The organism is Corynebacterium choanae, from assembly GCF_003813965.1.
Taxonomy (GTDB): Bacteria; Actinomycetota; Actinomycetes; order Mycobacteriales; family Mycobacteriaceae; genus Corynebacterium; species Corynebacterium choanae.
The window spans coordinates 2336285-2350647 of sequence record NZ_CP033896.1 but is presented as its reverse complement, the minus strand read 5'-3'; the positions used below and the strand labels follow the sequence as shown (position 1 = coordinate 2350647).

Genomic DNA, 14363 nt, shown 5'->3' with positions numbered 1-14363 from the left:
AACGCAATACTCGCCGTTGCGCAGTGAGGCTTCTAAATAAACACAGTCAATATTTCGAAAAAGACAATAACTAAGGGGGCAATGATGGCTGGTAGTAACAACAACACGGTACTTCCAACTAAAAACGCTGCAATCCAACCGTCATCACAGTCGGCCACAGTGATCCAGTTACCAAATGATCAACACCACCAGCGTCGAGTCTCGGTGGAGATCACTGCCGACCGGACGGTATTCCGAGGACGGGAAACACTCGTACGACAAGATATTTCAGCACTTGGTATCTGCCAAGGCTGGGCGATCCCCGCTGCAGTGGAACAGCTGAAAGAGATAGTGTTTGATCCTTGTGCTGACGATCCGGTGGAATTGGCCGGTGATGCTTCTGCGTGCACGGCCTTTGCCGAAGCACTCGAGGAAGCGGGAATTGCTGCCCGATATTGTTCACCAGGCAGCCCTACGGCGGATGATGCGGTAGTGCACCTGCTGCACACAGACCAGCGGACAGGTGTTGCAATTGAACCGAATTCGGTAACAGATCCTGCTACAGACCGCGAAACAGACGACGCCACCACGTCGTCTTATCCGAGGTATTTGCAGGAGTCGGAGGTAGTCGGCGAAAAAGCGCCGATGAACGCACTGCTTTCCACAGAAATAGGTGATGACCGAATCACCACAGAAAGCTTCACCGAGCACAATCAGCGTGCAGACCAAGAAAATGGGAATGCTGCCTCCGGTGGACTGCCGGATGTCACACCTCTAGACGACCAATCATTGGACGCTATTGGAGATGATTCTCCAATCGCGTTGTTAGGCGAAGTGGGGAATCAATCTGCGAACTGCGACGATAACCCACAACTGCCCACTGCGCATCAGATGCTCGCAAACGAAACGCTGTTAACGAGTGCAGTTGCAGCACCCACAATGACATCGCCCAACCCGGGCGACAGTGCAGCAACAATTACCCAATTTTCGGCGCAGCAAGAAACTCCGTTACTTGCACCGGCACCATTGCACGATGAACAGGCAGGACTAACCGAACAGTTTCTCCATACGCAAACACCGTCGCGCCGCCGACATCGACCACAGCGCCTCACCCCGCTACGTCCCGCGCAACACACCAATCAGTCAGAGCGTCACTCTCGACGGGCAGGCGGCCAATCAAAGGCATCGGGTAGGCGTCGACTTCGTCAGCACCCTAATCGGATTAGCACACCAGTGTTGGTTTTCGCTGGTATTGCCGTGGTGTGCAGCGCCGCCATGCTGGGAATCATGCTGGGGGTGCCGTCTCATTCGGAATCAGACACTACACCTCAACGATCAAACACACCCCAGACGTCCACGTCCAAGAGACCGACGCAGCCTGCCGTCACAACCGAAAGAACAGCACCAACTCAACCGACCCCCTCCCTGCCGATGCTGTCGCCTCCCAGCGATCCGCAAGGTGCACCCGAGCGGCACATTCGCGATGCACAAGTGGAATTTGAAATCCCTGACGGGTTTCATGCTGATCCCCAACCCGACGGATCCTATGTGTTACGCAACGAGGCTGCCGATGTTCGCATGATTATCGCCGCTGACCCGGTGGTTGATGGTGATCAAGATCCTCAGATCGCTATCACTCGTGCCTTGCTAGCCGATCCCATGGTTGAACTCGGCGCCACAGCCACGCTTCTGCGCCCCCAAGACAAACCGGTGATTAGCTACACCGAACGGCCAGGAGATGGATCCGCTGTTATTTGGGCGACCTGGGTCGAGGGGGCAACCCGACTATCGGTGGGATGTCACGCCCGCCAAAGCTTGGCGCCGTCACAGCTCGAACTGTGTCGACGGGTTGCCGCTGCTGTGCGGCCAGCCCCTGGAGCACCGCCGCCACCTGCAGAATGAACGCTGAAAAATTCGGGGGAACCGATGCAAAGCCAGTGCCAGTCCAATATCTGCGAAAGCAACTTTCACACAACAAGGATTCATCTTCGATAAGTAATAGCAGCAGGTAATTAACTCCCTGTAGCGGAAACACTTATCTAGGCGGATCTGGGGAAGCTGCTGACGTGGTGCACTAACTCTCAACACCAGTTACAACGAACGAAAAAATCGAAAACGTAACAACGGTGAAGTGCACAGCCATTATGGACATACCGCAACGGTAGGGGGCATCGATGGTCGTGCATAGAGGGAAGAGGAATCCACTGTGAAAACAATGCACACACTATGTTTGCCACAACACCGCAGGGTGTTTACCTCACTGCAAACAGGAACACAACGAGGGGAATTTGGATGTCTGATCAGTTCAGGACAGAAGCCGATGTCATGATCGCCACCGCGGGGCGAGTTGATGACACGAACCAGGATGTGCAGTCCGAACTTCATCGACTGCGTGGGGTAGTTGACTCGCTCCGAGGTTCATGGGCGGGGCAAGCCCAATCGTCCTTCGATTCGCTGATGGTGCGATGGGAAGATTCCGCCGGCAAGCTCAGTCAAGCATTGGGTGCCATCAGCGACAACATTCGCAACAATGCGCACCAATTCGCCAGCTCGGAAGAAGAAAACGCACAAGCCTTCCGCGCAGTCGGGGGAGAAGGACTCGCCCTCTAGCATTGGGCATCCGTCGACTGGGATGCGTGCTACAGCATCACGGGCATTCCTTTTTGTGGAGGGAAATTCGACACCTTCGGCTAGATGAACCCTGATGGTGGAAATCCCAGTCGTGGTTTTTCAATCTGTTATTCACACTCAATGATGGAAAAGGATTTTTTGGAACGATGGATTCGATGATTCGTTACCAGTTCGGAGCAATCGAACAGGCTGCGGCCGATATTACGAGCACTACCGGCCGCATCAACAGCACTCTTGACTCGTTGAAGCAGGGTCTGCAGCCGATGGTTGCCACCTGGGAAGGTGAGTCGGCTGCAGCTTACAATCAGGCTCAACAGCAGTGGGATCAAGCTGCTGCTGAATTAAATAGGGTGCTTGGCACGATTGCACAAACAGTCAGCCAGGGGAATCAGCGTATGAACGCGGTGAACCGACGCGCTGCCGCTTCGTGGGCCTAGCCACACACCGATGCTCGACCACGCAAGCTGACAGCAGCCGGGAAGATGGATAGCTGTTGTAAAAAGCCTTGCTCTTGACTGATGCGAAAGTGTGCTGCAAAAGGTTAGCAATCATCCTTGGCATTGCCGCTTCCGCTGCCAGTTTTAAGCACTCGGCATTATCGTCGCCGCCAGTACAGGGGACACAACTACTAGCGATAGTGGATGTGTTTTCTGTGCTGGCGGTGTTCCTATTGTGTAAAGCCACTGTATGGGGGACGCTGTGTGGGCTGGTCGGAACTGTGGATTGTCGCTGACTTCTATCTGCTGCCCGGTTTTTCTGGAGTGTCGACTATCGCACTTAGGGAACCGTGTGCTGCTGTTGATGTTTTGCTTTGCAGCAAACAGTTGGTTGATGGGAGTTTGCGCTGGCCGGTGCAGTGTCATAGACTTCTAACCTCGTGTGTAGAACACACACGGATTTGGCATGTGCTACAGCTGTAGTTCCTGTCTCCGCAAGCAGGCACCTCGGGTCTCCACCGGCCGCCGTGCGTGAGAAACCACCTTTCGGTTTCGATGATCGATGTAGGTTTCACCTACCCTGCGTGTTCTATCTCCAGCTACAAGTTGCTGCAGTGCGAAATCTTGCAATTGATGAATGACGGATGTTGTTCAGTAATTGATATAAGGACAAGGTTGATCGACGTGTTGTAGCGTGCCCGAGCCAACAATGTTGGAAGGGTAACGAAGTGGCGAAATATGGCTGGCAGTTTCCTCAAGACTGGCTTTAAGGAGTCGTTTTGTCTACTTTTCATCCGAAGAGCGAGGACGTGACCCGGAAGTGGTACGTCATCGACGCCACTGACGTGGTGCTCGGTCGTCTCGCTGTGACCGCAGCTGACTTGCTGCGCGGCAAGGGTAAGCCTGTGTTCGCGCCGAACGTCGACTGTGGCGATCACGTCATCATTGTCAACGCTGACAAGGTGCACATCTCCTCGAACAAGCGGGATCGCGAATTCCGTTACCGTCACTCCGGTTACCCGGGTGGTCTGACCACGATGACTCTGCGCCGTTCCATGGAACTGCACCCAGAGCGCGTGGTGTTCGAAGCAATCGAAGGCATGATGCCGCACAACCGCCTGTCCCGTGCTGCTATCAAGAAGCTGCGCGTGTACGCAGGTCCGGAGCACCCGCACGGTGCCCGTAAGCCCGAAAACTTCGAGATCAAGCAGGTGGCACAGTGACCGAACAGAACAACCTCGCAACCCCTGAAGACATCGCTGCCGCACAGGCTGCAACCGAAGAGTTCACCTCCTCGATCGCTGACGCTGTCGCCCCAGAGGCTGACGTAACCGAAGCTCCTGCAGCACCACTGGAACTGGATCACCCGATTCAGACTGTTGGTCGCCGTAAGCGCGCTATTGTTCGCGTCCGCATGGTGCAGGGCTCTGGTCAGTTCATCTGTAACGGCCGTAGCCTGGAAGAATACTTCCCGAACAAGCTGCACCAGCAGCTGATCAAGGCACCGCTGGTGCTGGTTGATCGGGAGAACCAGTTCGATATTCACGCCAACCTCAAAGGTGGTGGCCCTACCGGTCAGGCTGGTGCTTTCCGTCTGGCTATCGCTCGTGCGCTCAACGCGTACAACGAGGGCGATCGTCCGGCTTTGAAGAAGGCTGGCTTCCTCACTCGTGACGCTCGTGCCGTGGAACGCAAGAAGGCGGGTCTGCACAAGGCTCGTCGTGCACCGCAGTACTCCAAGCGTTAAACGCCTTTCGCAGTCGTCTATGGCTGCAATTGCTGCGCTGCAAACTCCCAGTCCTGTGTTGGGGATCGGAAGCTGCAACATGAATATGTTGCGCTATCACGGTTTATCCAAGGCAAGGCTGGGAGTTTTGCCATTTCACAAATTGCTGCGCTGCGAAGCGTCTGTGCTGCGAACAGCATCTACTTGCATGTATCTCGCTACGGCATGAGGAAGATCCATCGCGGGCGTCACTGTTGCACAGTGGCCGCGGAATTTGTGCAAGAAAGTGCCTACCCGACGATGTGGGGGGGCAGACGCTAGGGGTGGGTATTGCTGTAGTTCTGGCACTGTTTGTCGGGCGGATTCGTCATATTCTTTGTGGTAGTTTTGCCAAATTTATCTCTCAGCGGCGCGCAGAGTTGCCTTACAGCAAGCCAAGTAAAGTGTTCGTGCTGCATGAGTCGGCCAGTCGTCAACGCAGCTGGAAAGCAAATGTCAACATCCTGGTGTGAGCTGGGAGAAGTAGGACTTTAGATAAGAAGATGAATTCGGATAACAACAGCCAAGGAGGCTGGGAGCCTCCGGGGATTGGGAGATGCCGCAGGGGCAGTCTAAACCGGGCTTTGCAACCGGTAATGCGCCGACGGCTCAATTATGTTCCCCCGTTAATGACGCCCCAACAATGCAGTTTCACGCTGCCGGGGCGCCAGGTGGTTCGGCTGTGCCAAGCAATGTTGCTGTAGCAGCAACCAGCGAGTGGAGCCTTTTGATCCGGTAGATACCAATGCAGTAGGCGCAACTCGGGTGGGCAAAGCGAACAATGCCCTTTTGCCTTCGCTAGTCTGTGGGGCACATGGTCTTATCGGTTCGATTGTGGTGGCGGTGCTTTATCACGCCACTGACGGTGCCAGGGATATTGGTTCGTTCGTTTCTTGGTTACTTGCCGGGATTGTAGGTATCTCATTTGACGTGCTCATTTTGATGGATGAGACAGAGCCACTCAAGCATGAAGTTGCCGGCGGTGAGATTCATCGTGATCGGCCCGGCACCGACCCGGATGATGCCCGCGTACCTGCAGCCCAACAATTTGTGGAACAGCTGTTGATCAAGCAGCAAGATGAGGGTTTTGCCACCAACGTGCGGGTGGCCGGTTTCGGTCAGTTGTATAACGCGGCTCCTGGTGCCGGTGGCACCTATGGTGGTTGGACAGCATTGAATGAGTCGTCGTTGAGCAAAATCAATTCGGTAATCGCCGCCCAGGCTGACCGTGATAGCGAGCTGTACACCAACTACGCTAATGCGTTCGCAGGTGCGTATGAAGATTTTTCCCGATCCGAACAGCCGGATGCATGCAAAATGCTGGTCACCTTTACTGACGGTGCACTCACCGCGGAAGGCCCTGCCAGTGCAGATGTGGAGGCCAAAGATGCGATTTGTCGCCCCGGAGGTTTAGCGGATCAAATTCGGTCGGCCGGTATTTACCACGTGGGTATTGGGCTGTCGCAGAGTAACGCCCCGACCGATTTCTCCTTGTTTAAAGGGGTCACTTCCGGGGAAGGGGAGCGGTGCGGTGAGCTGCCCGCTTTTGGCGCGTTCTACCCGGCTAACAGTGCAGGTTCGCTGTTTGCTTCCTTCCGGCAGGCACTCGGGACCCCGGGTGCAGCATCCGGGGAGCGGGTAGCCAGTGAATCGTTCGATGTGATGCTCGATGATTCCATCGATGCTGTCCGTTTTACTGTCATTGCCCGTGACGATTTAGGTCCGGATGCGCATGTGGTGCTCACCGCACCCGATGGCAGCACAGTCGATCTGCTTGGGGATGGGGAAACCCAACTTGGCGGTGCTAACGTTCAATGGTCTGCAGTCCAACAGCCGGTGCAACAGGTCGATGGGACAATGCAACTTCAACCAGGACAGTCCTGGGAAGGTTTGTGGAAACTGTCCTTTACCGATTTTGCAGCTGATCAGGCTGATGGACGGGTGTTCAACACTGTCCGGATCCAACCCGATTCGCATCTTCAGGTCACGTCTATCGCTGCGCAACAGCCGCAACGTCAACGCTAACTATTTTGCCGTTTCCGCTTAGGGCAAAGTGCTGCCGAATTGATCCCGTATTGATGAGACAGAGATCGCCCCCTTCCGGGTGCTTGATCCGCTGCGCGCGATTTTGGCTGGTGCAAATTTTGTCACCCTCGCCCAGTAGTATCTTCTCGCGGCGGTGAGCATTCATCAGCTGCGACACCACATTGGTCAAAAACATTCGCAAGGAACGCACAAGTAAACGCAGCCGTCATCTACTCCGCTCACCCAGGAGATGACCGTCGACCAAGCGGAGATCGCTGACGCCACCCACGTCGCCGGTACGCGCCGGGCAAACCGTCGTATGCAAGCGATGATCGGCTACTCCATGGCTGTGATCATTGGTGTTGCTGCCATCACTGGATTTGTGGCCGTTGGATTCCAAACCTTAGCTATTCCCAGTGCCCTCGAGAAAGACGAAGCCGCCTATCTTCAACGGCTCACCGCAGAGCAACGTGGTGTCAGTATTGTTGACACGACAACCACCACTTCGGCAGTGCCCGTTGAGCAATCCACCACCTCGCAGTCCGCTGTGACTCCAACTCCGGTAAGTGCAGACCCTGCACCATCTACGGCAACCACTGGTGAAGGAGCCTCACCAGCACCTGTGGCTCCTGTGGCACCAGTTGCCCCACCGGCCACTAGCACCGGCGAATAACAGGGCAGCATCAACAGTCTGTGATTATTACGGTGACGGTATGTCAGGGTTTTGGATATGACGTTTAGCGCTGACAACAACCACATGTTCAGCAACCCACCTTCCCCAAGTGGTCTGTGCTTTTCCAAGAGTGCACGCACACCACTGGTGGCAGGTGGGTTTTGTTTTTGATGGTTTGCCGCATCTGAAAAGCCGTTGTTGACAGGCCAATAATCGGCATTATTTTCAACCATTGCCCGGTGTTGGCGCTTGCAAGAATCAACATACGACCCGATGTCTGCGGTGAAGTTCGCTACTGTTGCCAATGGGTGGGGCTTGGGGCCGCGGCACACATCGACCACTTTGTTAACAGGTTGCCGCGGCTACTTTCGCGGTCAGATGCAGTGGTTCAAAAACCGGTGGGAACCGGCGGCGGCGAGTTCGCAGTCAAAGGAAGCATTGAACCGCTACCGCCGCGTGGGATGTTGCCGGTGTCGGGCAGCAGGCGACTTGGGGGGTGCTCCGGGTTGCTTGTCGACGATGCTGCTGTACGCCACAAACACTGCACAGACTCGGCTCATTGTGCGGCTGGTGGCACGTAAACCAGTGAAAGACAAGAGAACATCATGGAAGAACTTGCTTTTGATCCGATAGCAACTACCAAGGTTGCTGCGAATCTTCTCGGCACGGCGCGGGAAGAGATCACCGCCCATCATCGCAGTGTTGCCACGCTCAATCCGTACTGCTGCGGCCAACAGTTCGCTGATTATGGACGCCGTATTCAAGAAGCAATCACCTTGTTACACGACGCGGTTGGGGAGACACTCGACGGGTTTGGTGCTATGGGCGAGCAGCTGATGGCACAAGTCGATGAACATATTGCTGCTGATAACACTGCTGCCGAGAATCTGCGACGGATCGATCCCGTCGTGTAAGAAACAACGTTCATACTTGCCACCAAGGCTGCGCATCACACCTGGTTTTCGCCATGCGGCGATGAGGCGCGCTCAACGGCAACACACACATCAATGAGGGGGAATACGACCGATGACAACGTCAACGGCAAGCACAATCGGTAGTCAATATGCCCAGGCCATCGCTATGCTGCAGCAGTCGCCACTGGCTAGCTATTATCGCGGCCCACAGGTTGGGGTTGGCCAGGTGGAGACACTACTTAGTCACACTGCAGGGTTTGATCCGGCGGCAGTAGGGGGTGCTGTTCGGCAAACCGCCAAACAGGCGAAAAGTTCGAAGGGCAAACTCGGTAAAGCAGTTGACCTGTTGAACATGCCGCTGACAATCGTGTCAGTGTTGAGCAACGTTATTCCTAAAGCAGCCGAGTTTTTACACCGTTTGCAGGGTTTAGGGCAGGCCGATCAATCCGCGGATGAAGCAGAAGATGCGCTGCGGCAGCTAGAGGATTTAACGGTGCTGCAGCTGAAAAATTTTGAACATGCCTTGACGGTCGTCGTTCCAACCTTGGTGACGAATGCGCACGTCCTTTACCCGTATGATCAAGCTGCGGCGCTGGAAATCTATGACAATGCGGTAAGGCTGGTCGATGATATTGGGCAGGGCATTGTTGCAGTGTTGCGTGCCCGGGATGAGTCATTTGCAGCAGTATATGAAGAGCTGCTACGCGTGCTAGAGGCGCTCCTGGCTGCCCAACGTCCCGGCGCTGCTGGACAGGATAAAGGGTCGGCCGATGCGAATGCTGCAGGGGAGTGTGAACCGGGGAAGGGGCAATCTGACGATGAGCAGCCTCCTGCTGATGACAAGGGGCCGGCTCATGACAAGGATTGCCACTGTGACGGCGCGGAGAAAGACGCACCTGCAGACCATCAACCGGCGCCCACTACACCTCAGGCTGGGGCGCCTGTCGCACCAACCACGCCTCAGGCTGGGACACCTGCAGCGCCACCCGCACCGCCGTCGAACCCACCGGCAAGCCAGCCTGCAACACCACCGCCGCCCCCTGCTGGGGCAGGATCCAGCACGGTTCCAGGTACTACAACACCGCAAGGAGTGGCACCTAATCCGGGACAATGCCCAACACCGACCTCTCCCAGTACTGCAGCAGAACCAAATTGCGCTGACCAGGCAAACCGTGGAACATCATCGGACACGGGTGGCAAAGCAACAACAGGTGGCGGGCTAGCCACCCAGGCGGCAGGGAATACTCCACCGGCAACCAGCGGATCCGGCAGTAGCTGCGGCCGTGGAACTGGAGGGGTTGATCAACGGGGCACTGCCGGACAATCAGCAAAAACCTCAGACAATACAACTACCGACTGTGACCCCGCGAAACACGGTGAAGCATCCGGAGACAGTAAGCAGACCGTCAACACCACAGATGGTGAAACACCTGCGACGAGCAGTAGCGGGCAGGATCAATGCGACAATGCAGCAAGCCCCGAACACACTGCTGAAGCAGAGTCCACAAAAGACTGCGAAGATGACAAGCCGCAGAAGCCGGATAGCCCCACTGGCGACAGTGATGCTGCTAAGGATCACGACGACAGCAGCACTGATCAGCAATCCAGTGACAAATCGGATACTGCCGAATCGGGAAGTAGCAGCGGCAGCTCTGGATCGGTCTTTGGAGGGTTGCTTGGTGGGCTTGGCACAGTCGCGACAGAAATATTTAGCACACTATTTGGCAGCAGTGACCTTACTTCGATTGCGACGAAAGTCATCGGCACGGTCGGTATCGGTTTGCTGTCGACCCAGCTAGGTGGGTTTATCGACATGGTGAACCGGCAGATTCATGACGCGATTGAACATTTCCTGCCACAGCCACCTGCGGCAGCCCCGGAGGCACCTGCACCCGCCCCACCACCAACACAGCCAGCAGCAGCTGCCCCACCAGCACCAGCCCCGGCGCCTGCACCGGCTCCGCCACCACCGGAACCTGCTGCACCGCAGGTGCACACGAAAGGAATCCCGCAGACACCAGCTGCTCCACCGCAACCCGTGTGTGTCGCAGCACCAACATCTTCACCAACTGAGCAAATTCGAAAGGCAGGAACCTGGTGAGTAACGATTTTGCGGCAATTTCGGCCGACTTTGAACGAAAGTTGCAAGCCCAGCTTGCCAAGTTTGACGCCACCGTAACCCAAGCTGTGCAAGCCGCCGAACGGGCTGCAGAGAAAACTCTTTCAGGGCAGCAATCTGGCAAACAATCCCAACAAGCACAGCAGTCCGGATTTGTTCCGGGAACGTCTCAACAACGGAGGTTGCCGGAGCGCGGCAGTGGCCTGCCATCGTGGCTAAGCGCACCACATCGGGATTCTGAGGAGCAAGCCGGTAATTTATCTGCAGGCAGGGCGATGAACTCTAGCCTTCGTCCAGCTGCTTCGAAATCCCCTCAATTACCTGCTGCCGCCGATGGTGACATCTCACAACAGGTCGGCAACGGTGGTCGTAAGCAGCGACGACGAAACGGTGTGATTGGCAGCATTCTGCAGCGATAGCCGCAAAGGAGAGCCGGGCTGTGTCCGGTTTCGAAGGGTGAAAGTAAGCCTGCTTTGCGTTGCAGCACTACACCCGGATTGTGGCAGCGTCGTAAGAATCGGCGAGATTGTGCCGTGACAGCAAACACCAATCAGGCAGCCTTAGGTACGACAAGCGCCGCCGACACCTCTCGATTTCGTGTTCAAGAGTAGTCGGCGGCGTCGGTTAAAGAACCATCACCGGTGTGGCAACCCTGTCCCCACCGCGGTGCATTTATCGTTGCGACTTCGACAGATCGGCTTTTTCTGCGATTTCCTCGTCGTCGAATATGAGCACATGCTTCGCTTCGGCTGTTGGATCGGCGAAGGCGGAATATTTCCGTTCACCCGCTAATTCGTGCAGCAGGAATCCTGTGACAAGCCCGCGAATGGTTTCTTGGGCACTATAGTCTGGCAGGCCGATACCAAGGAGCAGTTTCCGGGTGAGGTTTTCGGTGAACCCGAACTGGTTTCCATTGTCGACTTCGCGGTAGACACAGTCACCAGCCCAGTTTGCGGCATATCGGGCAGGGTTACCGGCATCAACAAGTGAGTCTTTTGCAGAGCCGATGACCAGCCCTGGTGCTTCCACCCGTTTCGCGGCGCTATAGGCGTTGGGGGAGGTTTTCGCCGGGAAGATCGAAGCAACCGCTTTGACTTTTTCGTTCCCGGCCGCGGCAAGGACTGCACATCCTGCACCCATGCCGTGACCGGCCAAGCCAAGTTTGCCTGGTGCGACTGTGACATTCCCCTCGCCGAGTTTGACACCTGCCAAAATCTGCAGGCAGGTTTCCAAGTCTGCTGCGAACCCTCGATGGTTTGCCATCATTGTTCGTTCAGTTTGTGGGGCAGCAACCGCGATCCCCCAACTTGCAAGATGCCGCAGCGTACGGTGATAGTCTTTGACACTCGCCATCCAATCGTGACCAAAGGCTACTGCTGGGATACCGTTACCTTCAGCAGGGGTGTAAAGCACTCCCGGGATTCCAACGAAATCCAGGTCGCCAACGAGTACGCGGTGCGGACCGCGCTTGGATAAACGATTGAGATGTTTCTGCAGATTTCCAGCCACGTATAGCAACAATAGTAGATGGCTGCTGCTATCGCCCCTTGCGGGCTGTGAAATAAGCAAAGAGGGGAGAGAAATCTGGCAGTCCTTCGATGATTTCGCTGTGGCGGAATATCGGAAAGTAACACATCAGTTTTCCGCATTCGTGCAGGTGTCACTTCAAAATTTGCGAGGCTGGTTCAGTGAGAGCAGCACATATACAGCAGGCGGCCGTGATCTGCGGCAACCTGAAGAATCACTCCATCATGGGTATTTAAAGGTTATTGCCTTTGCACGGTACAGTGTGCCTATGTGTGGAATCGTTGGATATGTGGGCCACCAACAGGCTCTTGACGTTATTACCGAAGCGCTGCGTCGGATGGAATACCGCGGCTATGACTCCTCTGGGTTGACCATTGTCGAAGATGGTACCTATGCCACCGCCAAAGCCGCAGGTAAACTCCAGCATCTTCTGGATAAGCTCGACGAGAATCCGGAATCGTTTAGCGGCCATACCGGTATTGGACACACGCGGTGGGCAACCCATGGTCGCCCAACCGATGCCAATGCGCATCCGCACAATAGTTTCGATGGGACCGTCTCAATTGTGCACAACGGCATTATTGAAAATGCCGGGGCGCTTCGTGCGGCGTTAACGGAGCAGGGGATTAGCCTTCGCAGTGACACCGACTCGGAAGTCGCAGCTCACCTTTTGGCGCTGGCCTACAATGACGGCCCTACTGCAGGCGACTTCAAAGCCAGCGTGCTGGCTGTGTTGGCGCAGCTAGAAGGCGCATTCACGATTTTATTCGTGCATGTGAATCATCCCGGCGAAATCTATGCGGCTCGTCGTAACACTCCGCTGATTATCGGGGTTGGGCAAGGTGAAACCTTCCTTGGCTCTGATGTGGCAGCGTTTATCGAATACACCCGCGACGCTGTTGAATTGGGACAAGACACGGTGGTTCACGCCACTGCTGAGGGCTACAGCCTGTGTGATTTCGCTGGTAATCCGGTGGAGGGGAAAGCCTTTACTATCGACTGGGATTTAGCTGCTGCAGAAAAAGGTGGCTATGACTCGTTCATGATGAAAGAGATCAACGAGCAGCCGGCAGCAGTTCGAGACACCTTGACTGGGCATTTTGTCGATGGTCGGATCGTGCTGGACGAGCAGGATCTCACCGGTGCTGATATGCGCAGCTTTGACAAGGTGTTTGTGGTCGCCTGCGGATCGGCTTATCACTCCGGTCTTCTTGCGAAATATGCGATTGAGCATTGGGTTCGTATTCCGGTGGAAATCGAGGTCGCTTCAGAATTCCGGTATCGGGATCCGGTGCTGGATAAACGCACGTTGGTGGTGGCTGTATCCCAGTCCGGGGAGACTGCGGACACGTTGGAAGCTGTTCGCCATGCGAAGGAGCAGGGTGCGAAAGTACTGGCGGTGTGCAATACCTTTGGGGCGCAGATTCCACGCGAATCGGATGCCGTGCTTTATACGCATGCCGGTCCTGAGATCGGGGTTGCCTCCACGAAGGCGTTTTTAGCGCAGGTGGCCGCGAACTATATTGTCGGTCTTGCGCTCGCCCAGGAACGTGGCACGAAATATCCGGATGAAGTGCTCGATATTTGGACTGAGCTGGAGGCGATTCCTGAAAAGGTGCAGCAGGTGTTGGCCTGTGAAGAGCAGTGTTTGGCGATCGCTAAGGAACTTGGCGCGATTCGTACCATGCTGTTTCTTGGCCGGGGGGTTGGATACCCGGTCGCACTTGAGGGTGCGTTGAAGCTTAAAGAGCTGGCCTATATTCATGCGGAAGGGTTCCCTGCCGGCGAGTTGAAGCATGGGCCGATTGCGCTCATCGAAGATGATTTGCCGGTGGTTGTGGTGGTGCCTTCGCCACGTGGTCGGGAAGTGCTCCATTCGAAGATTGTGTCGAATATTCAAGAGATTCGTGCCCGTGGTGCGAAAACGATTGTGATCGCCGAGGAAGGTGATACCGCTGTTGAGCCTTACGCCAACTGGTTGATCCGCATCCCGCAAGCTTCAACGATTATGCAGCCGCTGTTGGCGACTGTGCCGCTGCAGTTCTTAGCTGCCGAGATTGCACAACAGTGTGGCAATGAAGACATTGATAAGCCGCGGAACTTGGCGAAGTCGGTGACTGTCGAATAGGTCGATTATCGTCGGCCTGTGTGCAGGTGTCGTCGTGCCTTACCTGTGCATAGTTCTCGCGGAAATGGCATAAGAGTCGTTCCGTGTCTGATGCTGCACATGCTTTTCGCATGCATGTGTTGTGTGGCCGCTGCCTGGTCTTTTCGCTGGTTTGCACAGTGACGA

The 14363-nt window shown here is 55.5% G+C and carries 12 protein-coding genes; 11 read left to right on the top strand and 1 reads right to left on the bottom strand.

The window, feature by feature from the left end:
- Window positions 1-159 precede the first annotated feature (159 nt).
- The 10 genes from CCHOA_RS08480 to CCHOA_RS08440 all read left to right on the top strand — a co-directional run bounded on the left by CCHOA_RS08480 (window position 160) and on the right by CCHOA_RS08440 (window position 10962).
- Entirely contained in the window at window positions 160-1881 is a 1722-nt protein-coding gene (locus CCHOA_RS08480; protein ID WP_164472438.1) for a type VII secretion-associated protein, read from the top strand.
- A 390-nt stretch (window positions 1882-2271) separates the two neighbouring features.
- Window positions 2272-2589 carry a WXG100 family type VII secretion target gene (locus CCHOA_RS08475; RefSeq protein ID WP_123929425.1) on the top strand — a complete coding sequence of 106 codons (318 nt, stop codon included), beginning with the start codon at window positions 2272-2274 and terminating at the stop codon, window positions 2587-2589.
- Between the two features lie 167 nt (window positions 2590-2756).
- Window positions 2757-3047, top strand: coding sequence for a WXG100 family type VII secretion target (locus CCHOA_RS08470; protein WP_123929422.1), 291 nt, complete (start codon window positions 2757-2759; stop codon window positions 3045-3047).
- Window positions 3048-3826: 779 nt separating this feature from the next.
- Window positions 3827-4270 carry a 50S ribosomal protein L13 gene (gene rplM / locus CCHOA_RS08465; protein WP_123929419.1) on the top strand — a complete coding sequence of 148 codons (444 nt, stop codon included), beginning with the start codon at window positions 3827-3829 and terminating at the stop codon, window positions 4268-4270.
- Window positions 4267-4794 (top strand): 30S ribosomal protein S9, encoded by a 528-nt coding sequence (gene rpsI / locus CCHOA_RS08460; protein WP_123929416.1) that lies wholly within the window; start codon window positions 4267-4269, stop codon window positions 4792-4794. The genes rplM and rpsI overlap by 4 nt, the downstream gene beginning before the upstream one ends.
- A gap of 807 nt (window positions 4795-5601) precedes the next feature.
- Window positions 5602-6837: a hypothetical protein gene (locus CCHOA_RS08455; RefSeq protein WP_123929413.1), complete on the top strand. Its 1236-nt coding sequence runs from the start codon at window positions 5602-5604 to the stop codon at window positions 6835-6837.
- Window positions 6838-7087: 250 nt separating this feature from the next.
- The gene (locus CCHOA_RS08450; RefSeq protein WP_123929410.1) at window positions 7088-7510 is read left to right on the top strand and encodes a hypothetical protein; all 423 of its coding nucleotides are present in this window, start codon (window positions 7088-7090) and stop codon (window positions 7508-7510) included.
- A 605-nt stretch (window positions 7511-8115) separates the two neighbouring features.
- Complete coding sequence (locus tag CCHOA_RS08445) at window positions 8116-8424, top strand: hypothetical protein (protein WP_123929407.1); 309 nt, start codon at window positions 8116-8118, stop codon at window positions 8422-8424.
- 112 nt (window positions 8425-8536) lie between these two features.
- Window positions 8537-10525, top strand: a complete 1989-nt coding sequence (locus CCHOA_RS10710; protein WP_164472437.1) for a hypothetical protein — start codon at window positions 8537-8539, stop codon at window positions 10523-10525.
- Complete coding sequence (locus tag CCHOA_RS08440) at window positions 10522-10962, top strand: hypothetical protein (protein ID WP_123929403.1); 441 nt, start codon at window positions 10522-10524, stop codon at window positions 10960-10962. The genes CCHOA_RS10710 and CCHOA_RS08440 overlap by 4 nt, the downstream gene beginning before the upstream one ends.
- Before the next feature lie 253 nt (window positions 10963-11215).
- Here CCHOA_RS08440 and CCHOA_RS08435 read toward each other — a convergent pair whose 3' ends face one another.
- Complete coding sequence (locus CCHOA_RS08435; RefSeq protein WP_123929400.1) at window positions 11216-12052, bottom strand: dienelactone hydrolase family protein; 837 nt, start codon at window positions 12050-12052, stop codon at window positions 11216-11218.
- 286 nt (window positions 12053-12338) lie between these two features.
- Here CCHOA_RS08435 and glmS point away from each other — a divergent pair, with 286 nt between their 5' ends.
- Window positions 12339-14198: a glutamine--fructose-6-phosphate transaminase (isomerizing) gene (gene glmS, locus CCHOA_RS08430; RefSeq protein WP_123929397.1), complete on the top strand. Its 1860-nt coding sequence runs from the start codon at window positions 12339-12341 to the stop codon at window positions 14196-14198.
- Window positions 14199-14363: the final 165 nt, after the last annotated feature.